This window comes from Sphingomonas flavida (assembly GCF_036663655.1).
Classification (GTDB): Bacteria; Pseudomonadota; Alphaproteobacteria; order Sphingomonadales; family Sphingomonadaceae; genus Sphingomonas.
On record NZ_JAXOJH010000003.1, the window covers coordinates 284703 to 304436 of the forward strand.

17 protein-coding genes, 2 tRNA genes and 3 pseudogenes are annotated in these 19734 nt (G+C 66.5%); 15 read left to right on the forward strand and 7 right to left on the reverse strand.

Annotation, left to right across the window (positions count from 1 at the left end):
- Positions 1 to 60 precede the first annotated feature (60 nt).
- From recA to U1703_RS05590, 3 genes are all read left to right on the forward strand, one after another.
- Positions 61 to 1134: a recombinase RecA gene (gene recA / locus U1703_RS05580; protein ID WP_320452333.1), complete on the forward strand. Its 1074-nt coding sequence runs from the start codon at positions 61 to 63 to the stop codon at positions 1132 to 1134.
- A gap of 78 nt (positions 1135 to 1212) precedes the next feature.
- Complete coding sequence (locus tag U1703_RS05585) at positions 1213 to 2043, forward strand: class I SAM-dependent methyltransferase (RefSeq protein ID WP_332784912.1); 831 nt, start codon at positions 1213 to 1215, stop codon at positions 2041 to 2043.
- 437 nt (positions 2044 to 2480) lie between these two features.
- A complete protein-coding gene (locus U1703_RS05590; RefSeq protein WP_332784913.1) occupies positions 2481 to 3107 on the forward strand; it encodes a glutathione S-transferase family protein in 627 nt (208 codons plus the stop codon).
- A 26-nt stretch (positions 3108 to 3133) separates the two neighbouring features.
- Here U1703_RS05590 and U1703_RS05595 read toward each other — a convergent pair whose 3' ends face one another.
- Positions 3134 to 4465 (reverse strand): dicarboxylate/amino acid:cation symporter, encoded by a 1332-nt coding sequence (locus U1703_RS05595; protein WP_332784914.1) that lies wholly within the window; start codon positions 4463 to 4465, stop codon positions 3134 to 3136.
- Positions 4466 to 4541: 76 nt separating this feature from the next.
- On the opposite strand from U1703_RS05595, the gene U1703_RS05600 reads away from it, so the two are divergent.
- The 6 genes from U1703_RS05600 (at position 4542) to U1703_RS05625 (ending at position 12057) form a co-directional block, all read left to right on the forward strand.
- On the forward strand, positions 4542 to 5798 hold the full coding sequence (locus U1703_RS05600) for a M24 family metallopeptidase (protein ID WP_332784915.1): 1257 nt from the start codon (positions 4542 to 4544) through the stop codon (positions 5796 to 5798).
- Positions 5795 to 6451 carry a phytanoyl-CoA dioxygenase family protein gene (locus tag U1703_RS05605; protein ID WP_332784916.1) on the forward strand — a complete coding sequence of 219 codons (657 nt, stop codon included), beginning with the start codon at positions 5795 to 5797 and terminating at the stop codon, positions 6449 to 6451. Before U1703_RS05600 ends, U1703_RS05605 begins: the two co-directional genes overlap by 4 nt.
- A 13-nt stretch (positions 6452 to 6464) precedes the next feature.
- Positions 6465 to 6740, forward strand: a complete 276-nt coding sequence (locus U1703_RS05610; RefSeq protein WP_332784917.1) for a hypothetical protein — start codon at positions 6465 to 6467, stop codon at positions 6738 to 6740.
- A 45-nt stretch (positions 6741 to 6785) separates the two neighbouring features.
- Positions 6786 to 9434, forward strand: a complete 2649-nt coding sequence (alaS, locus tag U1703_RS05615) for an alanine--tRNA ligase (RefSeq protein WP_332784918.1) — start codon at positions 6786 to 6788, stop codon at positions 9432 to 9434.
- A gap of 24 nt (positions 9435 to 9458) precedes the next feature.
- A complete protein-coding gene (locus U1703_RS05620; protein ID WP_320452341.1) occupies positions 9459 to 10352 on the forward strand; it encodes a hypothetical protein in 894 nt (297 codons plus the stop codon).
- 220 nt (positions 10353 to 10572) lie between these two features.
- Positions 10573 to 12057: an MATE family efflux transporter gene (locus U1703_RS05625; RefSeq protein WP_443025764.1), complete on the forward strand. Its 1485-nt coding sequence runs from the start codon at positions 10573 to 10575 to the stop codon at positions 12055 to 12057.
- Positions 12058 to 12120: 63 nt separating this feature from the next.
- On the opposite strand, the gene U1703_RS05630 is transcribed toward U1703_RS05625, so the two are convergent.
- Positions 12121 to 12975 carry a diacylglycerol/lipid kinase family protein gene (locus U1703_RS05630; protein ID WP_332784932.1) on the reverse strand — a complete coding sequence of 285 codons (855 nt, stop codon included), beginning with the start codon at positions 12973 to 12975 and terminating at the stop codon, positions 12121 to 12123.
- A 102-nt stretch (positions 12976 to 13077) separates the two neighbouring features.
- Here U1703_RS05630 and hemB point away from each other — a divergent pair, with 102 nt between their 5' ends.
- Positions 13078 to 14070: a porphobilinogen synthase gene (gene hemB / locus U1703_RS05635; protein ID WP_332784920.1), complete on the forward strand. Its 993-nt coding sequence runs from the start codon at positions 13078 to 13080 to the stop codon at positions 14068 to 14070.
- A gap of 11 nt (positions 14071 to 14081) precedes the next feature.
- Complete coding sequence (locus U1703_RS05640; RefSeq protein ID WP_332784921.1) at positions 14082 to 16283, forward strand: fused MFS/spermidine synthase; 2202 nt, start codon at positions 14082 to 14084, stop codon at positions 16281 to 16283.
- Positions 16284 to 16288: 5 nt separating this feature from the next.
- Here the strand turns inward: U1703_RS05640 and U1703_RS05645 are convergent, their stop codons facing one another.
- Positions 16289 to 16816, reverse strand: coding sequence for a hypothetical protein (locus tag U1703_RS05645; protein WP_332784922.1), 528 nt, complete (start codon positions 16814 to 16816; stop codon positions 16289 to 16291).
- 143 nt (positions 16817 to 16959) lie between these two features.
- On the opposite strand from U1703_RS05645, the gene U1703_RS05650 reads away from it, so the two are divergent.
- From U1703_RS05650 to U1703_RS05660, 3 genes are all read left to right on the forward strand, one after another.
- Positions 16960 to 17036 (forward strand) — tRNA-Arg (locus tag U1703_RS05650).
- A gap of 37 nt (positions 17037 to 17073) precedes the next feature.
- Positions 17074 to 17150, forward strand: a tRNA-Arg gene (locus U1703_RS05655).
- 30 nt (positions 17151 to 17180) lie between these two features.
- Positions 17181 to 17552, forward strand: coding sequence for a hypothetical protein (locus tag U1703_RS05660; RefSeq protein ID WP_332784923.1), 372 nt, complete (start codon positions 17181 to 17183; stop codon positions 17550 to 17552).
- Positions 17553 to 17666: 114 nt separating this feature from the next.
- On the opposite strand, the pseudogene U1703_RS18965 reads toward U1703_RS05660, so the two are convergent.
- A pseudogene (locus U1703_RS18965) lies at positions 17667 to 17897 on the reverse strand (recombinase zinc ribbon domain-containing protein); the annotation flags it as partial.
- A gap of 81 nt (positions 17898 to 17978) precedes the next feature.
- On the reverse strand, positions 17979 to 18371 hold the full coding sequence (locus U1703_RS05665) for a recombinase family protein (protein ID WP_332784924.1): 393 nt from the start codon (positions 18369 to 18371) through the stop codon (positions 17979 to 17981).
- A 69-nt stretch (positions 18372 to 18440) separates the two neighbouring features.
- Here U1703_RS05665 and U1703_RS05670 point away from each other — a divergent pair.
- Positions 18441 to 18857: pseudogene (locus tag U1703_RS05670) on the forward strand (transposase family protein); the annotation flags it as partial.
- Between the two features lie 40 nt (positions 18858 to 18897).
- On the opposite strand, the pseudogene U1703_RS05675 reads toward U1703_RS05670, so the two are convergent.
- Positions 18898 to 19603, reverse strand: a pseudogene (locus U1703_RS05675) (IS256 family transposase); the annotation flags it as partial.
- 25 nt (positions 19604 to 19628) lie between these two features.
- On the reverse strand, positions 19629 to 19734 hold a 106-nt coding region (locus tag U1703_RS05680; protein ID WP_332784933.1), incomplete at its 5' end, for an integrase core domain-containing protein.

A 19734-nucleotide genomic window follows, 5' to 3' on the forward strand; every position in this document is an offset into this window, starting at 1 on the left:
CACATACATTGCAGATGCGTTGAATGGACCACCATGTTGGTCTAGCGAGGGAAGCATCTGATGGCCGCCAATCTGAAAGTGATCGAAACAGGCATGGCAACCGCAAACGCAGACCGGCAAAAGGCGCTCGACGCCGCGCTCGCCCAGATCGACCGGGCTTTCGGCAAGGGCTCGGCGATGAAGCTGGGGCAAAAGGAAACGATGCAGGTTGAGGCGATCTCGACCGGCTCGCTCGGCCTCGACATCGCACTCGGCGTCGGCGGCCTGCCGCGCGGCCGCGTGATCGAGGTCTATGGCCCTGAATCGTCGGGCAAGACGACGCTGGCGCTGCACGTCATCGCCGAGGCGCAGAAGATGGGCGGCACCGCTGCCTTCGTCGACGCCGAACACGCGCTCGACCCCGTCTACGCCAGGAAGCTGGGCGTCAACATCGACGAACTGATCGTGTCGCAGCCCGACACCGGCGAGCAGGCGCTGGAGATCACCGACACGCTGGTCCGCTCGAACGCGATCGACGTGCTGGTGGTCGACTCGGTCGCCGCGCTCGTTCCGCGTGCGGAAATCGAGGGCGAGATGGGCGACAGCCATGTCGGCCTGCAGGCCCGCCTGATGTCGCAGAGCTTGCGCAAGCTGACCGGCTCCATCAGCCGTTCGCGCTGCATGGTGATCTTCATCAACCAGCTGCGCATGAAGATCGGCGTGATGTACGGCAACCCGGAGACGACGACGGGCGGCAACGCGCTGAAATTCTATGCCTCGGTCCGGCTCGACATCCGTCGCACCGGCGCGATCAAGGCAGGCGAGGAAGTGACCGGCAACGCCACCCGCGTGAAGGTGGTGAAGAACAAGGTCGCACCGCCGTTCAAGCAGGTCGAATTCGACATCATGTATGGCGAGGGCATTTCGAAGATCGGCGAGATCCTCGATCTGGGCGTGAAGGCCGGTCTGGTCGAGAAGTCGGGCAGCTGGTTCTCCTACGACTCGGTGCGCATCGGGCAGGGGCGTGAGAACGCCAAGACCTTCCTGCGTGAGAATGCCGACATGGCCGACCGCCTGGAACGCGCGATCCGCCAGCGCACCGAAAAGGTGGCCGAGGAGATGATGACCGGCCCGGACGCCGAGGACGACATCTGATCGGACAGGAAACGGCCCGCCAGCGATGGCGGGCTGTTCTTATACGTGCGGGGCGATAGGGATTGGCGGGACGGCACGATGACCAGTGGCATGGATTGGCGCGGCCGGGTCGGTGATGTCTGGGCGGCGGAGTGGCGGCGCACCGATCGCAGCCTGGCGGACCTGTCCCGTCACTTGGACGACGCGATTGCCTCGGTCGCACCGGATGTCGGCAAGGCGCTCGATATCGGCAGCGGCGCGGGCGCGACCAGTCTGGCATTGTATGCGGCGCGGCCGGGGCTGAGCATTACCGGCGTCGACCTGTCCGACGAGCTGGTCGCGGTGGCGCGGGAGCGAGCGGGTGAAACAGCGGATCATGGTCCGCGCTTCCTGAGCGGCGATGCGCTGACGGTGGCGACGGCGGAGGCGCCGTTCGACGTGCTGTGTTCCCGCCACGGCGTCATGTTCTTTGCCGATCCGGTGGAGGCGCTGAGCATCCTGCGCCGGGCGGCACGGAACGGGGCGCGGCTGGTCTTTTCCTGCTTTGCCGAACGCGCGGCGAACGGCTTTGCGACGTTGGCCGATGTGGCGATCGGTGCCGCCCCGCCGCCGGATGCGGGCTATGCGCCCGGCCCCTTCGCCTTTTCCGACCAGCAGCAGGTTGCGGCCTGGTTGAAGGAGAGCGGCTGGCGACCCGATGGCGCGGTGCGCGTCGGGTTCGACTATGTGGTGGGGGAAGGCGACGACCCGGTCGCGGATGCGATGTCCTTCCTGTCCAGGATCGGCCCGGCCGCACGCGCGCTCTCGCAAGCGGCATCGCCCGAGCGCGATCGCATCGCGGACACCCTGCGCGCGGGTCTGGAGGCAAGCCGGGTGGGTAATCGCATCCCCTTGCACGCGATGGCCTGGATTTGGCAGGCGACGGCTTAGGGCCGATCAATATTCAGGCCGCTCCCACCGAAATTGCTCCCCTGCAAGCGGAGGGTGTGCGGGCAAGATGGTGTCGGGGGCACTGTCTTGCCCGCACACATGCGCAGCATGGTGGAGAGGTGTTGCCGGTTGCGAAGTTCGACCAACCGCTCAGGCCGGGACACCCCTCCGTCAGGCCTTCGGCCTGCCACCTCCCCTTGCAGGGCAGGAATGAATGTCGACTGGCCCTGATAGCGAGCGGCGACGCTTGAGCCGCAATGGCGTCACCCCGGGCACGGCCCCACAGCGCCATCGCCGATAAAGGTCGCGGTAGCAGCAGCAGGATATCTCCGCGCCCGCCGCGTCTCCTCCGCCGACGACCACGCACCCCCTAATCCATCCCCCTGCACCCCGGCGCGCTGCTGGCGCGTTGTCGGGCCAAAATATGGGGAACCGTCATGACGATCATCGTCCATCACTTGGAAAACAGCCGGTCGCAGCGCATCCTGTGGATGCTCGAGGAGCTCGACCTCCCTTACGAGATCAAGCGCTACGAACGCGATCCCAAGACGATGCTCGCGCCGCGCGAACTGCGTAAGGTCCACCCGCTCGGCAAGTCGCCGGTGATCGAGGATGATGGGCTGGTCATCGCTGAAACCGGGGCGATCATCGAATATCTGGTGGGCAAGGGCGATGGCCGACTGGGCCCGCCCGCGCACCGCGAGGCGATGCAGCGCTGGCGCTTCTGGCTGCACTATGCCGAGGGGTCGCTGATGCCGCCGCTATTTGTGCTGCTGGTGCTCAGCCGTATTCCGGTGATGGGCAAGGTCGCGATGAAGCGTTTCCAGCCAATGGTCGACCGCCATCTCGACTATGTCGAGAGCGAATTGACGCGCTCGCCCTGGTTTGCGGGCGACCACCTGACCGCCGCCGACATCATCATGAGCTTTCCGCTGGAGGCCGCGCGGGCCAGGGCGGGGCTGGACGAGAGCCGCCCCGCGACGATCGCCTGGCTGGAGCGGATCCACGCCCGCACCGCCTATCAGGTCGCGTTGGCCAAGGGCGGACCCTATGCCTATGCCTGAGCGCGACCGGCCTCAGGCATGGGCGATCAATGCCCGCCGATCTTGCGGAAGCTGTCGTGGGCGTCCGGCGTGGGCCCGCCCGATGGCGCATGGAGCGAGGGCATGTCGACCGGCTCCGGCGCGTCGAGCGGCCCCTCCCACTTGGCGATGACCGCGCTCGCCACCGCATTGCCGATGACGTTGGTGGCCGAGCGGCCCATGTCGAGGAAATGGTCGACCGCCAGGATCAGCAGCAGCCCGGCCTCGGGGATGTTGAACATCGGCATGGTCGCCGCGATCACCACCAGCGAGGCGCGCGGCACGCCCGCAATGCCTTTTGACGTGACCATCAGGACGAGCAGCATCGTGATCTGCTGCCCGATCGACAGGTCGATACCGTAAGCCTGGGCGATGAACAGCGACGCGAACGTCATGTACATCATCGACCCGTCTAGGTTGAACGAATAGCCGAGCGGCAGCACGAAGCTGGCGATGCGCGGCGGCACGCCGAACCGGTCCAGCCCTTCGAGGATGCGCGGATAGGCCGCCTCGGACGAGGCGGTCGAGAAGGCCAGGATCAGCGGCGCGCGGATATGCGCGATCAGTTCGCGGACGCGCGGCCCGATGAACAGCGCAGCGACGCCGAGCAGCACGCACCACAGCAGCAGCAGCCCCAGATAGAAGCTGCCCATGAAGATGGCGAGCTTGCCGATCACCGACGGGCCCTGCTCGGTCAGGGTGCCCGCCACGGCGGCGAACACCGCGATCGGGGCCACGCGCATGACGTAATCGGTCACCTGCAACATGACCGCGACCAGTGCGTCGACCGCGCGCACCAACGGGGCGGCACGCTCGCCGACTGCCGTGATCGCGACGCCCAGGAACAGCGACCCGATGACGATCTGAAGCACTTCGTTGGTCGCCATCGCCTCGATCAGCGAGGCGGGAACCAGATGGGTGACGAACTTCTGCAGGTCGAACCCGGCCTTCACGACGCCGCTATCGGCGGTCACGGCGGGCAGCGGCAGGTTGAGGCCGACGCCGGGTTGCAACAGGTTGACGAGCAACATGCCCAGGCTGAGCGAGACGAGGCTGGCCGAGAGGAACCAGGCGAGCGAGCGGAAACCGATCCGGCCCAGCGCCCTGGTGTCGCCCATCTGTGCAATGCCCGACACCAGGGTCGCGAAGACCAACGGCGCGATGATCATCTTGATCAGGCGCAGGAACAGCCCGGTGACGATAGCGAAATAACCGGCGATCGACTTCAACCGCGCCGTCGCCGCCGCGCTGCCGTCGTCGAGCGACAGGTTGATCGAAAGTCCGACGATCAGCCCCAGGACCAGGCCGATGAAGATGTACAAGGTCAGCCGCTTGGCCATGCATACCCCAATTTAAGTTCCGCGCGCGAGCCAAGGGCATTGCGGCGCTCAGGTCAAGAATTCTATCGTACCCGTCATGCAGACCCTGTTGTCCCGCCGCACGATGATCGCGGCCGCCGCCCTGCCACTCCTCGTCCGGCCGGGGCTGCTGAGCGCGGCCGAGCCCGACCTGTCGGCCTTGCGCGACATCACCGGCGGCGCGGTGCCGATCGGCCCGGCGGAGCGCGCCCGGCGGCTGTCCCGCGCACAGGCCCTTATGAAGGCGAACGGCATCGGTGCGATCCTGATCGAGCCGGGGTCGAGCATGGTCTATTTCACCGGCGTCCGTTGGGGGCGCAGCGAGCGGCTGACCGCCGCGATCCTGCCGGTCGAGGGAGAGCCCTGCATCGTCACGCCGTTCTTCGAGGAACCCTCGGTCCGTGAGACGCTGGCCGTGCCCGCCGAGGTGCGGGTGTGGCAGGAGGACCAGAACCCGCTGGGCGTAGTTGCCGGTTTCTTGCGTGACCGCAAGCTGACCGGCCGCCCGGTGGGGATCGAGGAGACGGCCCGTTTCTTCGCCTTTGACGGATTACACAAGGCGATGCCCGGCGTCCGGCTGGTGTCCGCCAACCCGGTCGTGCGCGGCTGCCGGATGGTCAAGACGCCGGCCGAGATCGCGTTGATGCAGCTGGCGACCGACGTGACCATGGCCGCCTATCGCTGGGTCCATCCGCGCGTCGAGGCGGGGATGACCGGCGCGGAGATCGGCGCGCTGATGAATGCCGCCACGCGCAAGCTGGGCGGCAGCCCGGAGTTCAGCATGGCGCTTGTCGGCGAGGCGTCGGCCTATCCGCATGGCAGCAAACAGGTCCACCGGGTCGCGGACGGCCAGGTCGTGCTGATGGACTGTGGCTGTACCGTGCAGGGCTATCAGTCGGACGTGTCGCGCAGTTGGGTTCACGGCACGGCCAGCGCGGAGCAACGCAAGGTGTGGGACACCGTCGCCCGGGGCCAGCAGGTCGCGTACGCAGCGGCCAGGATCGGCGCGCCTGCGGGCAGCATCGACGATGCGGTCCGGCGCTTCTATGAGTCGCAAGGTTACGGCCCCGATTATCGCCTGCCCGGCCTGTCGCACCGGACCGGGCATGGCATCGGCATGGACGGGCACGAGCCGGTCAATCTGGTGCGCGGCGAAGCGACGCCGCTGGCGCCCGGCATGTGCTTTTCCAACGAACCGGGGCTCTATCTGCCCGGCAAGTTCGGCATCCGTCTGGAGGATTGTTTTCACATGACGGAGGCAGGGCCGGTCTGGTTCTCGACGCCGCCACGCAGCATCGAGGCGCCGATCGGATGAGCGTGGCGCTCGACGAACAGGGTCATGTGCCGTGGTCGTCCCGGCTGGACGCGGGGGAGTTGGCCGAACTGGCCGCCCTGTTTGCCGGCTGGCCTGTCGGGCGTCCCGGCCAGCGGATCGACCCGGCCCGTGCCGCTGCCCTGTCCGGTGTTCGGCGGCTGATCGCCGATCAGGCACCGACGATGCGGCCCGTGCGCGCGTTGCTGTTCGACAAGGCCGATGGCGGCAACTGGGCGTTGGCCTGGCATCAGGATCGCACCATCGAAGTGGCCGAGCGACGCGAGGTCGCGGGCTTCGGCCCCTGGACCGTCAAGCAGGGGCGGATACACGTCGCACCGCCGGTGTCGCTACTGGAGCAGATGGTCACGGTCCGGTTCCATCTGGACCCCGTCGATGCGGACAATGCGCCGCTTCTGGTCTCACCGGGATCGCACCGGCTGGGCCTGATTGCTGAGGATGCGATTGCGGGCGTGGTCGACCGGATGGGCGAGGCGGTGTGCCTGGCGGAGGCGGGGACGGTCTGGCTCTACCGCACGCTGATCCTCCATGCCTCGGCCCGTGCCATGCCGGGGCGGCATCGGCGGGTGTTGCAGATCGACCTGTCCGCCGATGACCTGCCGGGCGGGTTACGATACGCTGTCGGAACGGCATGAGGGAGGCGTGACGATGGCGCTGTGGACGGGCTTTGCGAATGGCGCGCTGGGCGTGCTGATTCTGGCGCTGGGGAGCCGTTGGCTGCTGAAGCGTTTCGCGCGGGTCGGGGATGTCCGCTTGGCGGCGTTCCTCTTCACCGCCGGGCTGACCTTCGGGCGGCTGGGGGCGGCGACGCAGCAGGGCGATCCGGGCGGGCGGATGCTGGGCATCGGCCTGGGCCTGGCGGCGATCGGCCATCTCTGGTGGTACAAAACGGCATCGCGGGCCGATGCGACGGAGCGCCCTTGATCCGCGACGCTTGAGCGGGGACAAAACCTCGCCTAAGTCGCATCCATGACCTCGACCAACGACATCCGCCGCGGCTTTCTCGACTATTTCGGCAGCGAGGGGCACCAGATCGTGCCCTCCGCACCGCTCGTGCCACAGAACGACCCGACGCTGATGTTCGTGAATGCGGGCATGGTGCCGTTCAAGAACGTGTTCACCGGCCTGGAATCGCGCCCCTATGTCACCGCGACCAGCTCGCAGAAGTGCGTGCGCGCCGGGGGCAAGCATAACGATCTCGACAATGTCGGCTATACCGCACGCCACCATACCTTCTTTGAAATGCTGGGCAATTTCTCGTTTGGCGACTATTTCAAGGAACAGGCGATCACCCATGCCTGGACCCTGTTGACCAAGGTCTGGGGCATCAACCCGGAAAAGCTGACCGCCACCGTCTATCACACCGATGACGAGGCGTTCGACCTGTGGAAGAAGATCGCCGGGCTGCCCGAGCACAAGATCATCCGCATTCCGACCAAGGACAATTTCTGGGCGATGGGCGAGAATGGGCCGTGCGGTCCGTGCTCGGAAATCTTCTACGACCATGGCGACCATATCTATGGTGGCCCTCCCGGTAGCCCCGAGGAGGATGGCGACCGATTCGTCGAAATCTGGAACCTGGTCTTCATGCAGTTCGAGCAGGAAGCCAATGAGATCGTCGGCGAACTGCCCAAGAAGTCGATCGACACCGGCATGGGGCTGGAGCGGATTGCCGCCGTCCTGCAGGGTGTCCATGACAATTACGACACCGACACCTTCAAGGCGCTGATCGCCGCTTCGTGCGAGCTGACCCATACCAAGGCCGAGGACGGTCAGAAGGCGTCGCACCGCGTCATCGCCGACCATCTGCGCTCGGCCGGTTTCCTGGTCGCGGACGGTGTGCTGCCCGCCAACGAGGGGCGTGGCTATGTTCTGCGCCGCATCATGCGCCGTGCCATGCGCCACGCGCATCTGCTGGGCGCAAAGGAGCCGTTGATGCACCGGCTGGTCCCGGCACTGGTCGCCGAGATGGGCGCGGCCTATCCCGAACTGGTGCGCGCGCAGCCGCTGATCGAAGCGACCCTGAAGCAGGAAGAGACCCGCTTCCGCCAGACGCTCGACAAGGGGCTCAAGCTGCTCGACGAAGCGACGGCGGGCATGGCGCCGGGCGCGACGCTGGCGGGTGAGACGGCGTTCAAGCTCTATGACACGTTCGGCTTCCCCTATGACCTGACCGAGGATGCGCTGCGTGCGCAGAACCTGTCGGTCGACCGGGCGGGCTTCGACGCCGCCATGGCCGAGCAGAAGCGTGCCGCGCGTGCCGCCTGGAAGGGCTCGGGCGCGAAGGCATCGGACGATGTGTGGTTCGACATTGCCGAGGAAACCGGCTCGACCGAGTTTCTGGGTTACGCGTCGGACACCGGCGAGGGCGAAGTGCTGGCGCTGGTCAAGGACGGCGCGCGGGTCGACAGCGCAGGCGCTGGCGAGAGCGTTGCAATTATTGTCAACCAGACGCCTTTCTATGGCGAAAGCGGCGGCCAGGTCGGTGACAGCGGCACCATCGCCAGCGACACCGGTTTGAAGGCGGTCGTCACCGACACCTCCAAGCAGCTTGGCCGCGTGTTCGTGCATAATGCCGAGATCCAGGAGGGCGGGATCAAGGTCGGCGACAGCGTGAAGCTGACCATCGACACGACCCGCCGCGCCGCGATCCGCGCCAACCATTCGGCGACGCACCTGCTGCACGAGGCGCTGCGCCAGCGGCTGGGCGGCCATGTCGCGCAAAAGGGCTCGCTGGTCGCGCCCGAGCGTCTGCGCTTCGACTTCTCGCAGCCGGTCGGCATGACCGCCGACGACATTGCCGAGGTCGAGACGAAGGTGAACGAGCAGGTACGCGGCAACGGCCCGGTCGTTACCCGCCTGATGACCCCGGACGAGGCGATCGAAATGGGCGCGATGGCGCTGTTCGGCGAGAAATATGGCGACGAGGTTCGCGTGGTGTCGATGGGCGAGGATGCGGACGGCACCTACTCCCTCGAACTGTGCGGCGGCACGCATGTGAACGCGCTGGGCGAGATCGGCGTGTTCAAGATCGTGTCGGAAGGCGCGGTGTCGAGCGGCGTGCGCCGCGTCGAGGCGCTGACCGGTGAGGGCGCGCGTGCCTATCTGTCGCACCGGGACGACATGCTGAAGGCCGCGGCCGCAACCCTGAAGACCACGCCGGACGAAGTGCCCGCGCGCATCTCCGCGCTGGTCGAGGATCGCCGCCGTCTGGAGCGTGAACTCGCCGAAGCCAAGAAGGCGCTCGCCATGGGTGGCGGCGCCGGCGGCGCGGCGGCGGGACCCGAGCAGATTGGCGAGGTGGCCTTTATCGGCCAGGTGCTCGACGGCTTCGAGGCCAAGGGGCTGCGCGGTGCGGTGGACGATGCCAAGCAGCGTCTGGGCGGATCGGGTGTCGCGGTGATGGTCGCGGTCAATGACGGCCGCGCCTCGGTGGCGGTCGGTGTCACCGACGACCTGACGGGCAAGCACAATGCGGTCGAGCTGCTGCGCAAGGCGGTGGCGGCACTGGGCGGGCAGGGCGGCGGTGGTCGTCCCGACATGGCCCAGGGCGGCGGCCCGGACGGCACCAAGGGCGCCGAGGCGCTCCAGGCGGTTCGAGACGCGCTCGCGGGGTAATATCAACGGCCAAGGGAGAGGACGATGGGCAAGGGGATGACGACGGCCTTCACGACGGGGGCCATGCTTTTCCTGCCATCGTCCCTCGTGGCGCAGACGGCACCGACCACCCCGACTCCGCCGAACACGACCGGCGATCCGGTCGTGGTGACAGCCCGGCCCCAAGCCACCGATGGCGAAGTCCGCGAGCAGGTCATCCACGTTACCGGACGTCCGAACTCGGACATTCCGCTCATGCGGTTCCGCGCGCCGGTTTGTATTGGCACTGCCGGGCTGCCAGTCGCGGCGGGTCAGGAGATACTGCGCCGGATGATGGCGACGGTGCAATCGCTCGGTGTGCCGATGGCGCCTGATGGCTGCCAGCCCAATGTCCTCGTCCTGTTTGCCGATGATCCCCAGGAACAACTGGTGGCGCTTCGGACACGCGCACCGCAGATTTTCGGTGATCTGTCGCGCCCCGCCGTCAGGCGCATCGTGAAGGGGTCGGGCCCCGTTTACAGTTGGAATGCGGCCGTCCGTGTGTCGCGCGATGGCGACCTGGTGTTGCAGCAGGACAATCCCAAGGCCAACTGGCCGGAGATGAAGCTCGGTGCCGCATCGCGCCTGCTCAGCCCGATCCGACAGGACATTGCGGCTTCCGTCGTGATTATCAGGCGACAGGCGCTGTTGAACAAGACGCTCGTCCAGATTGCCGATTATGCGGTCATGCGCACGATGGCGGCCACCCGTCCGGCCGCCGGAATGACCTCTGCGACGATCCTGACCCTGTTCGACACCGAGGCGGTGGCGCCTGCGGAACTCACCGCGTTCGACCGGGGATTGCTGAACGGCCTGTACGACAGCCGCAACCATGCGCGCGGGGTGCAGCAGGTGGCGGACATGACCCGCGCCATTGGGCAGGAAAACGCGGCGAAGTGATGCGTCTGGCTGGGAATGTCTTGGGGATCAGGCTCGTCCCGCTGACGCCCGACCACGCCTCTCGGCAGGCGCATGCTGATCTTGAAGTCCTGCCAAACCCGATGCTCGTGATCGTGCATCCCCGGTTCGGACCGATCCCTTTGATTAATTTTCGCGCAAGCCACGAAAATTCTACGCCGATGTTTCGACCTGCCGCGATGGTGCGTTTCGCGTACGACCCATGTCCCACCGGAGACCAGACACCGTGAAACCCCCAAGCGGACGCCGTGACCTGACCGCCGGGCCGATCGGCCGGACGCTGCTGCTCTTCGCCCTGCCGACCCTGGGGTCGAGCGTGCTTCAGTCGCTCAACGGATCGATCAACGCGATCTGGATCGGCCAGTTTCTGGGCGAGCGGGCTCTGGCGGCGACGACCAATGCGAACATCATCATGTTCCTGCTGGTTGCCGCGACCTTCGGCTTCGGCATGGCGGCGACGATCCTGATCGGCCAGGCGATGGGGCGGCGTGATGTCGAGGCGGTGCGCCGCGTGCTGGGCTCCGCGCTCGGGCTGTTCGTGGTGATCTCCAGCCTGACGGTTCTGGTCGGCTGGTGGGCGGCGCCCGCGATCCTGCGCGCGCTCGCGACCCCGGCGGAGGTCTATCCGCTGGCGCTCGCCTATCTGCGCGTCATCTTCGTGGCGATGCCGCCGGGCTTCATCTCGGTGCTGCTTACCATGGCGTTGCGCGGTGTCGGCGATTCGATCACGCCGCTGAAATTCATGGCACTCGGTTCGGTCCTCGACGTCGTGCTGAACCCGGTCTTCATCCTGGGTCTCGGGCCGGTGCCTGCCTTGGGGATCGAGGGCTCGGCGGTCGCGACGCTGATCGCGAATACCGGATCGCTGCTGGCGCTCGTCACCTATGTCTATGGCAAGGATCTGGTCATTCGCCTGCGCGGTGCGGAGTGGCGCTATCTGCTCCCCACCGCCGAGTTGCTGAAGACCATCGTGGTCAAGGGGTTCCCGATGGGCCTCCAGATGCTGGTCGTCTCGACCTCGGCACTGGCGATGATGGGGCTGGTCAATCGCCACGGCACCTCGACCACCGCGGCGTACGGCGCGGCCAACCAGCTTTGGACCTATATCCAGATGCCCGCCATGGCGGTGGGCGCGGCGGTCAGTGCGATGGCGGCGCAGAATATTGGCGCGGGGCAGTGGGATCGCGTCGACCGGATCACTTTGGCCGGGCTTCGCATGAACCTGTTGCTGACCGGCGTGCTGGTACTGGTTGTGACGCTGCTCGACCGGCACGTCCTGTGGCTTTTCCTGGGGCGCGAGCCGGAGGCGATCGGGATCGCGACGCGGATCAACCTGATCGGCGGGTGGAGCTTCATCCTGTTCGGCGTGTCGATGGTGCTGGCCGCGACCGTCCGCGCCAATGGCGCGGTGGTGGGGCCGCTGGTCATCCTGGCGATTTCGATGTTCCCGGTCCGCTTCGGCCTCGCCAACCTGCTCGAGCCGAGTCTGGGCGCGGATGCCATCTGGTGGAGCTTCCCCGCAGGCTCGCTGGCATCGATGCTGATGACCATCGGTTATTATCGCTATGGCGGCTGGCGCAAGGGACGGATCACGGTCGCGGCGACCGAGATGGCGGGCAAGGAGGAATGCGAGGAGCAGGCCTTGGCCGAGGGGCAGCCGACGAACAAGGCGATGCCGATCGGGTGACGATAGGTCCTGACCCTTTCCCGTCCCGCCCGCCGCAGGCGGGTGGGACGGGAAAGGGGGGGCTTAGACCGGCGCCATCACCTGGATGATGCCCGGTGCGATGCGCGCGGTCACGGGGGTGCGGGCCAGGACTTCGCCGTCGATCGAGATGGGCAGTGGCGGGATGGTGGTGAGCTTGATCTCGCGACCGCGGAAATTTCGTACCTTTTCCTTGCGATACTCGCTGCGCAGGACACTGGCCGCCCAGTTGACGATCAGGCGGCGCTTCACATGGCCGCACACCGCCTGCACCACGATCTCGCCCGAATCGACGGCCGCCGCTTCCACCAGTTCGGTGCCGCCATGATAGGGACCGTTCGAGATGCGAACCTCGACCACGCGCAGCCGTTCGCGCTTGCCGTCCTGCTCGACGATCAGGGTGAAGGGGCGGAAGCGAAGGAACTGGTACGCCGCCCAGCCGAGATAGCCCAGTCGCCCGGCCACCCGCTTCAGCCCGTGCGGCACCGTTTCGGCGATCTTCGGGCTGATGCCCATCGCCGCGCAGTTGGCGTAATAATCATTGTCGATCATGCCCAGGTCGATACGGCGCGGGCGGCCGGTACGGATGACTTCGATCGCGCCCTCGATGTTCAACGGGATGCCGAGCGAGCGGGCAAAGCTGTTCGCCGTGCCGAGCGGCAGGACGCCCAGCATCACGTCATGCCCGACCATCAGGTCGACCAGCCCGCTGATCGTCCCGTCGCCACCGCCCAGGATCAGCAGGTCGGGCTTTGCCGCCAGCAGCTCGCGCACCGTCGGCTCCAGATCCTCGGGATCCTCCACCGCGCGGGCGTCGACCTTGTAGGGAAGGCCGGATAGCGCCTCGCAGGCACGGCGGAACATCGCCTGGCCGCGCCGCGACTTGGCGTTCACCACCATCGCTGCCGATCGTATCTCTCTCAAACCGATTTCCTTCCGCCCCCGAAACGCTCGACATGCAACGCTTGGCAAGTGCGGTCCGATCCCGCAAAAGCGCTTTTGATGACCGCATCTTATCCCGCACTTCGCCTTCGTCGTACCCGCGCTTCCGGCTGGAGCCGCAGGCTTCATGCCGAAACGGTGCTGACCGCAGCAGACCTGATCTGGCCATTGTTCGTGACCGAGGGGCAGGGGGTGGAAGATCCGATCGCCAGCCTGCCTGGCGTGTCGCGATGGTCGCTGGACGGTATCGTCGCGCGCGCCAGGGAAGCCGCGGCGCTCGGCATCCCATGCCTAGCGCTGTTTCCCAACACGCCCTCGCATCTGCGCACCGATGACGGGCGCGAGGCGCTGAACCCCGATAATCTGATGTGCCGGGCGATCGCGGCGATCAAGGATGCAGTGCCGGAGATCGGCGTGCTGACCGATGTGGCGCTCGATCCCTATACCACGCACGGCCATGACGGCCTGGTCGATGCCGCCGGTTATGTCGTCAACGACCGGACCGCGGACGCGCTGGTCCAGCAGGCGCTGACCCAGGCGCGGGCGGGCGCGGACGTGATCGCGCCATCGGATATGATGGATGGCCGCATCGGCCTGATCCGCGCCGCGCTGGAGGGCGAGGGTTTCCACAATGTCCAGATCATGGCCTATGCCGCCAAATATGCGAGCGCCTTCTATGGGCCTTTCCGCGACGCGGTGAATACGCGCGGCCTGCTGAAGGGGGACAAGCGCACCTATCAGATGGATTCCGCCAATGCCGAGGAGGCACTGCGCGAGGTCGCGCTCGACCTGGCCGAGGGCGCGGACAGCGTGATGGTGAAGCCGGGCCTGCCCTATCTCGACATCATCCGCCGGGTGAAGGACGAGTTCCGCGTGCCCACCTTCGCCTATCAGGTGTCGGGTGAGTATGCGATGATCGAGACGGCGGTGGCGGCGGGTGCGGCCGATCGCGACGCCATGGTGCTGGAGACGCTGATGGCGTTCAAGCGCGCCGGATGCTCGGGCGTGCTGACCTATCATGCCGCCCATGCCGCGCGACTGCTGAACGCCTGATCCTGTCCCCGGTGACCGGCCGCATTCCGAAGCTGGCGGCGCGCGCGCTGTTCGTGGTGACGATCCTGACCGGGTCGTTCCTGCTGTTCCTGGTCCAGCCGCTGGTCGCGCGCATGGCGCTGCCCCGGCTGGGCGGGGCGCCCGCCGTCTGGAACTCGGCGATGTTCGTCTATCAGGCGTTGTTGCTGGGCGGATATGCCTATGCCCATGCGCTGGGGCGGTTTCGACCGCGTGTGCAGGCGGGCGTGCATCTGGCGCTGCTGGGCGTGGCGGCGCTATGGTTGCCGATCGGGTTGATGGCGGTCGATCTGCCCGCCGATGCGGAGCCTGCCTTGTGGGTGCCCTGGCTGCTCGGCCTGTCGATCGGGCCGTTGTTCTTCGCGGTGTCGGCGCAGGCCCCGTTGATCCAGCGCTGGTTCGCGCTCGCGCATCCGGGCCGTAATCCTTACGCGCTCTATGCAGCGTCGAACCTGGGCAGTTTTGCCGGGCTGATCGCCTATCCGCTGCTCGTCGAGCCCGCCATGACCCTGCATGGGCAAAGCCTGTTGTGGAGCATCGGTTACGGGGTGCTGGCCCTGCTGGTGCTGGTCTGCGCCACCTGGCTTCCCGGTTCGGCAAAGGGCGAGGCGGCGGTCGTGACCTCGTCGCCGCCGGGCTGGCTACGCATCGCGCTGTGGACGGCGCTGGCGGCGGTGCCGTCGGGTCTGGTGCTGGCGACGTCGACCTATATCACGACCGACATCGTCGCGATGCCGCTGCTCTGGGTGCTGCCGCTGGGATTATACCTGGCAAGCTTCATCGTCGCCTTCGCGACGCGCCGGGCGGCGGCGGACACGCTGACCCGCATCGCGCCGGTGACGCTGCTGCTGTTCGGCGGCGTCATCATGGGCGGTTATCCCGAGCGGCCTTTTTCCAATGTCGCGGTCGCGCTGCTGCTGCTGTTCATGGTGTCGGTGGCGCTGCACACCGCGCTGTACCGCGCGCGGCCTGCGGTCGACCGGCTGACCGGCTTTTATCTGTGGATGGCGGTCGGTGGTGCGCTGGGTGGGGTGTTCGCCGGGATATTGGCGCCGGTGCTGTTCGACTGGACCTACGAATATCCCATCCTGATCCTGGCGGCGGGCGCGTTGATCCCGCAGCAGTTCCTGCTGGCGACGATCCGCGCCCTGTGGTGGTGGCATGGGCGCAGGATGCTGGCCGCCATGGCGCTGGCGATCGGCGGGTTGATCGCGTTGCGGATGCTGGGCCCGGCATCCTTGTTCGGCGAGGAGCGGCAGGGCATCGCTTTCCTGGTCATCGCCATGCTGGGCTTCCTGGTGATCGGCGCACGGTGGGGATATGTCCTGCTGCTGGCGGGGGCGCTCGCGCTGTTCGGCGGCTATCGTGCGCTGTCGCTGTCGATGGAACATGACGCGCGGATGCGCAGCTATTTCGGCGTCTACACCATCCGCGACGGGGCGGGGTATCGCGAGCTCGACCATGGATCGACCGTGCACGGCATCCAGCTGCGCGGGTCGCCTGCGCGGGAACGGACGCCGACGACCTATTACGCCCCCCTGTCGGGCGTCGGCCGGGCGATGCGCGCCGCGCCTTCGCTCTATGGACCGGCGGCGCGGATCGGTGTCGTGGGCCTTGGGACGGGGACGCTCGCCTGTTACGCCCGGCCGGGCCAGCAATGGCGCTTCTACGAAATCGATCCCGTCATCGTGCGCATCGCGCGCGACACCGGGCAGTTCAGCTATCTGCGGCTGTGCCAGCCCGATCCGCTGATCCGGATCGGCGATGCGCGGGTGCGCCTGTCGGCCGAGGCATCGGCCGGCTTCGACCTGCTGGCGCTGGACGCCTTTTCGTCCGACGCGGTGCCAGCGCACCTGCTGACGCGCGAAGCGTTTGCCACCTATGCGCGGGTCCTGTCGCGGCGTGGGTTGCTGCTCGTCCACATCTCCAATCGGTTCGTCGATCTGGAGCCGCTGGTCGCGGCGGCGGCGCGGGACGGGGGCTGGACGATCGCCAAGCTGAATTACGTCCCCACCGACCTCGATCGCGAGGAACAGGCGACATCATCGGTCTGGCTGGCGCTGTCACGCGATCCGGTCGTTCTAAAGACGCTGGAGGCGGCGGGCGGCGACTGGACGCCTGCGGTCGCCCCGCCGGGCCTCGCAGCGTGGACCGACGATTATTCCAGCGTCCTGCCCTTCATACGCGAATTCTGACCGGATCAGGCGGCGGGCAGGCTTGCTGACAAGACCTTGATCTGCTGGGCCTGGCGCGTGGTCAGCGCCGTCGCCCGCTCGCGCAAGGCGATCAGCGCCGGATAATCGGGCTCCAGCGCGGCAGCCCGCTTGATCGTCAGGTCGTCGACCTCGGTCAGGATGGCCGAGCCCCGCGCCCGGATTTCATCCAGCGTCGCCAGTTCGGTCTGCGCCGCCAGCCAGGCGTCGCTGCCCACCGCCTGTCCCCGCGCGGTGACCGCGCGCGCCTGCGCCTGATCATGGGCCTTGGTGAATTCGGCTTCGACCGTGTCCAGCAGTCGGGTGATCTCGGCGATACGCGCGTCGAGCGCGGGGTCGGGGCGCAACACGACCGGCTTGGCGGCGGGTTCGGCAAAGCCCTGTTTCTCGACCGGCCTGACCGCCAGCGACGGATAGGGCGTCGTATCACGGTCACGCGCGCACCCCGCAAGGCTCAGGCCGGCGAGCAGGATGGGAGCGCAAAGGGCGAGCGGGGCGGGGCGATAGGACTTCATCGCAATCCTCCTAACCGGAACCGGGGCAGGGGGCCAAATGCCGCAAAGCCATGTCCGGGTCCGGTCCTGCCAAAAATTGTGGATAACCCCAGCAAAGGGGTTGCCAAGATTTGGAAGCGCTTCTATCAGCCCACCTCCACAGCGCGCCCGTAGCTCAGCTGGATAGAGCATCAGACTACGAATCTGAGGGTCGGACGTTCGAATCGTTCCGGGCGCGCCAGTGGATCACAAATCAGGTCTCGACAGAGGCCCCATGCGCGCCCGTAGCTCAGCTGGATAGAGCATCAGACTACGAATCTGAGGGTCGGACGTTCGAATCGTTCCGGGCGCGCCATTTCTGTTCAGCTTTGGGCACTGCGGCACCGTGTGTCCGGGACGCCATGATGGCGCGTTCCAGCATCGCGTTGCGCCCCGTGATCCGCACCTCGCGGTTGCCGACCTCGACGCGGTCGACAAGCAGGTGGATGTATTCCTTGCGCGTCCTGCCGTCCGACTCGTCCAGCTTACGGCGAAGCAGATCGCCGAACTGGGCGATGATCGCAGGCGTGATCCGCCGATCACCGGCGTCGAGCTGCCGTTCGAGGACGGTGATGTCGGCTTGGGTGCTGGCCTTCTGCGCACGGATGTTGCCGAGTTCACTGGCGACTTGCGGATCGTCGGGGCTCAGCGTGTTGTTCCGGACCAGCCTGATTACGCTGGCGCTCTCGCCATCGAGTTGGGTCAGCCGGGCGCGTAGCCGCTTCAGTTCAGCGGCCCGCTCCGCGACGGCGGTAGCCGACCGGTCCAGCCACGTCTGGAGGAGCGTGGTCAGCCGTTCCGGCTGGACGAGATGACGGGTCACGGCGCCGACGACCAGATCGTCCAGCTGCTCCATCGAAACGCGGCGTCCCGTGCACGCGTCCGGGCCGCGCTTGATCCGCGCCGAACAGGCGTAATAGCGATACTGGCCGGATTTGCCGGTGCTCGTCATCATCCCGGCACCGCAACCGTCCCCACCGCATCCGCAGACCGCGCGGCTGGTCAGCAGATTCGTATTCGTCTTCGCGGCCGCTTCGCCCATCCGCGGGTCGCGGTCGGCCATCTGCTGGCGGACCGCGTAGAACGTCTCTTCATCAATGATCGGCGGCACCGGGATCGGCACCCACTCGCTTTCCGGCCGCGTCTAACCGGTGCGAGAATTCCGGCGGTTGAAGATGACATAGCCTATATAGGCGGTGTTAGTCAGGATGTTGTGCAGCGTCCCGATGCTGAACCGCTTGCCCCGGATGCGATAGCCGCGTTCGTTGAGGTGATGCGCCAAGCCCGTGACGCCGGTCGGGCCGCTCGCCGTGCCTTCGCGATACGTCTTGAAGATGTACCGCACCATGTCGACCGTCTCGGGGTCGTGCTCCAGCTTCTTGCGGTCCTTGCCGCGCGCATGCGGCACGGTGCAGGTGCGGAAGCCGATCGGCGGCGTCTGGCCGTTCCAAAAGCCGTTCACGGCATTGGCCACCATGGTGCGGCGAACATGCTTGGCGTTCTCGGCCGAATGATATTCGTCAAAGATGGCGAGCATCGACACGGCTAGGTGTTTGATCCCGGCATTTGATGGTGCATCATTGGCGCAATCCTGGAAGGATGCACTATGGGACAGGTTCTACACGGGAGCGCCCGCACGACGGAGGCAGTCCGTCGAGCGATACAGCATAGTCAAGAGAGCCTGAGGGTTCTGGCGAAGCGCCACGGGATCAACCAGAAGACCGTCGCCAAATGGAAGAAGCGCACGGCGGTCAAGGATCTGCCGACCGGGCCGAAGGATCCGCACTCGACGGTGCTGACCATTGAGGAGGAGGCTGTGATCGTGGCCTTTCGCCGGCATATGTTACTGCCGCTGGATGACTGCCTGTACGCGCTACAGGCGACGATCCCGCACCTCACACGCTCGTCGTTGCATCGCTGTCTACAGCGTCACGGGATCAGCCGTCTGCCCGAGGTCACCGGCGACAAGCCCTCGAAGCGCAAGTTCAAGACCTACCCGATCGGCTATTTTCACATCGACATGGGAGTGTCAGGAATTTCGTGTGCGGGCGGGCGGATGAACATCACGCCGCCATGGCCTTGATGAAGCGTTCGCCGAAGATGACGGCGAACTGGGCCTTTGCCATGGTCCACTCACGTGGCGGCATTCTCCACTCTTTTTCCGAGCGGTTCAAGATCAGGTAGAGCAGCTTGGTGGCGGCCTCGTCGCTGGGGAAATGCCCCCGGGCCCGCACGGCCCGGCGCAGCTTCGAGTGCAAGGCCTCTATGGAATTCGTGGTATAGATGATCCGCCGAACCTCGTCGGGAAAGGCGAAGAACGGGATGACCTCGGTCCAGACGCGTCGCCAGCTCTGGCCGATGGCAGGGTAGCGGGTGCCCCACGTGCCGGCCTCGAACGCCCCCAGCGCCTGTTCGGCCGCCTCGGCGCTGGGTGCGCGGTAGACCTCCTTCAACGTGGTCGCGAGCCCCTCGCGGTTTTTCCAGGACACGAAGTCCATTGAGTTTGGCAGCAGGTGGACGATGCAGGTTTGAACCACGGCGTGGGGGAGCGAGCCGTTCGATGATCGATCCGGGGGATCGATCATAGGCGAGCGCGGTGATCGCCTCGGGAAAGCCTTTCAGCCCGTCGACGACGGCGAGCAGGATGTCCTCGGTGCCGCGGTTCCTGAGCTCGTTCATGACCCTGAGCCAGAATTTGGCACCCTCGTTCTGCTCCAGCCACAGGCCCAGCACCTCCTTGGCGCCATCGGCACGGACGCCCAGGGTGATCTGGCCTCAGTTTGACCGGACGGATTCAAGCGGTTGCAGAAACCAGTGCGCGATGTTCGCGCGGTGAACGCATTTTGAGCCCTGAATGGGGGTGGTTGTCGTTGTAGTCCTCGATCCATCCGGCCAGCGAT

Bases quoted from the DNA above. Each gene is read 5' to 3' on its own strand.
- recA (WP_320452333.1), top strand. From the start codon at position 61: ATGGCCGCCAATCTGAAAGTGATCGAAACAGGCATGGCAACCGCAAAC.
- U1703_RS05585 (WP_332784912.1), top strand. From the start codon at position 1,213: ATGACCAGTGGCATGGATTGGCGCGGCCGGGTCGGTGATGTCTGGGCG.
- U1703_RS05590 (WP_332784913.1), top strand. From the start codon at position 2,481: ATGACGATCATCGTCCATCACTTGGAAAACAGCCGGTCGCAGCGCATC.
- U1703_RS05595 (WP_332784914.1), bottom strand. From the start codon at position 4,465: ATGGCCAAGCGGCTGACCTTGTACATCTTCATCGGCCTGGTCCTGGGG.
- U1703_RS05600 (WP_332784915.1), top strand. From the start codon at position 4,542: ATGCAGACCCTGTTGTCCCGCCGCACGATGATCGCGGCCGCCGCCCTG.
- U1703_RS05605 (WP_332784916.1), top strand. From the start codon at position 5,795: ATGAGCGTGGCGCTCGACGAACAGGGTCATGTGCCGTGGTCGTCCCGG.
- U1703_RS05610 (WP_332784917.1), top strand. From the start codon at position 6,465: ATGGCGCTGTGGACGGGCTTTGCGAATGGCGCGCTGGGCGTGCTGATT.
- alaS (WP_332784918.1), top strand. From the start codon at position 6,786: ATGACCTCGACCAACGACATCCGCCGCGGCTTTCTCGACTATTTCGGC.
- U1703_RS05620 (WP_320452341.1), top strand. From the start codon at position 9,459: ATGGGCAAGGGGATGACGACGGCCTTCACGACGGGGGCCATGCTTTTC.
- U1703_RS05625 (WP_443025764.1), top strand. From the start codon at position 10,573: ATGTCCCACCGGAGACCAGACACCGTGAAACCCCCAAGCGGACGCCGT.
- U1703_RS05630 (WP_332784932.1), bottom strand. From the start codon at position 12,975: ATGGTGGTGAACGCCAAGTCGCGGCGCGGCCAGGCGATGTTCCGCCGT.
- hemB (WP_332784920.1), top strand. From the start codon at position 13,078: ATGACCGCATCTTATCCCGCACTTCGCCTTCGTCGTACCCGCGCTTCC.
- U1703_RS05645 (WP_332784922.1), bottom strand. From the start codon at position 16,816: ATGAAGTCCTATCGCCCCGCCCCGCTCGCCCTTTGCGCTCCCATCCTG.
- U1703_RS05665 (WP_332784924.1), bottom strand. From the start codon at position 18,371: ATGCTCGCCATCTTTGACGAATATCATTCGGCCGAGAACGCCAAGCAT.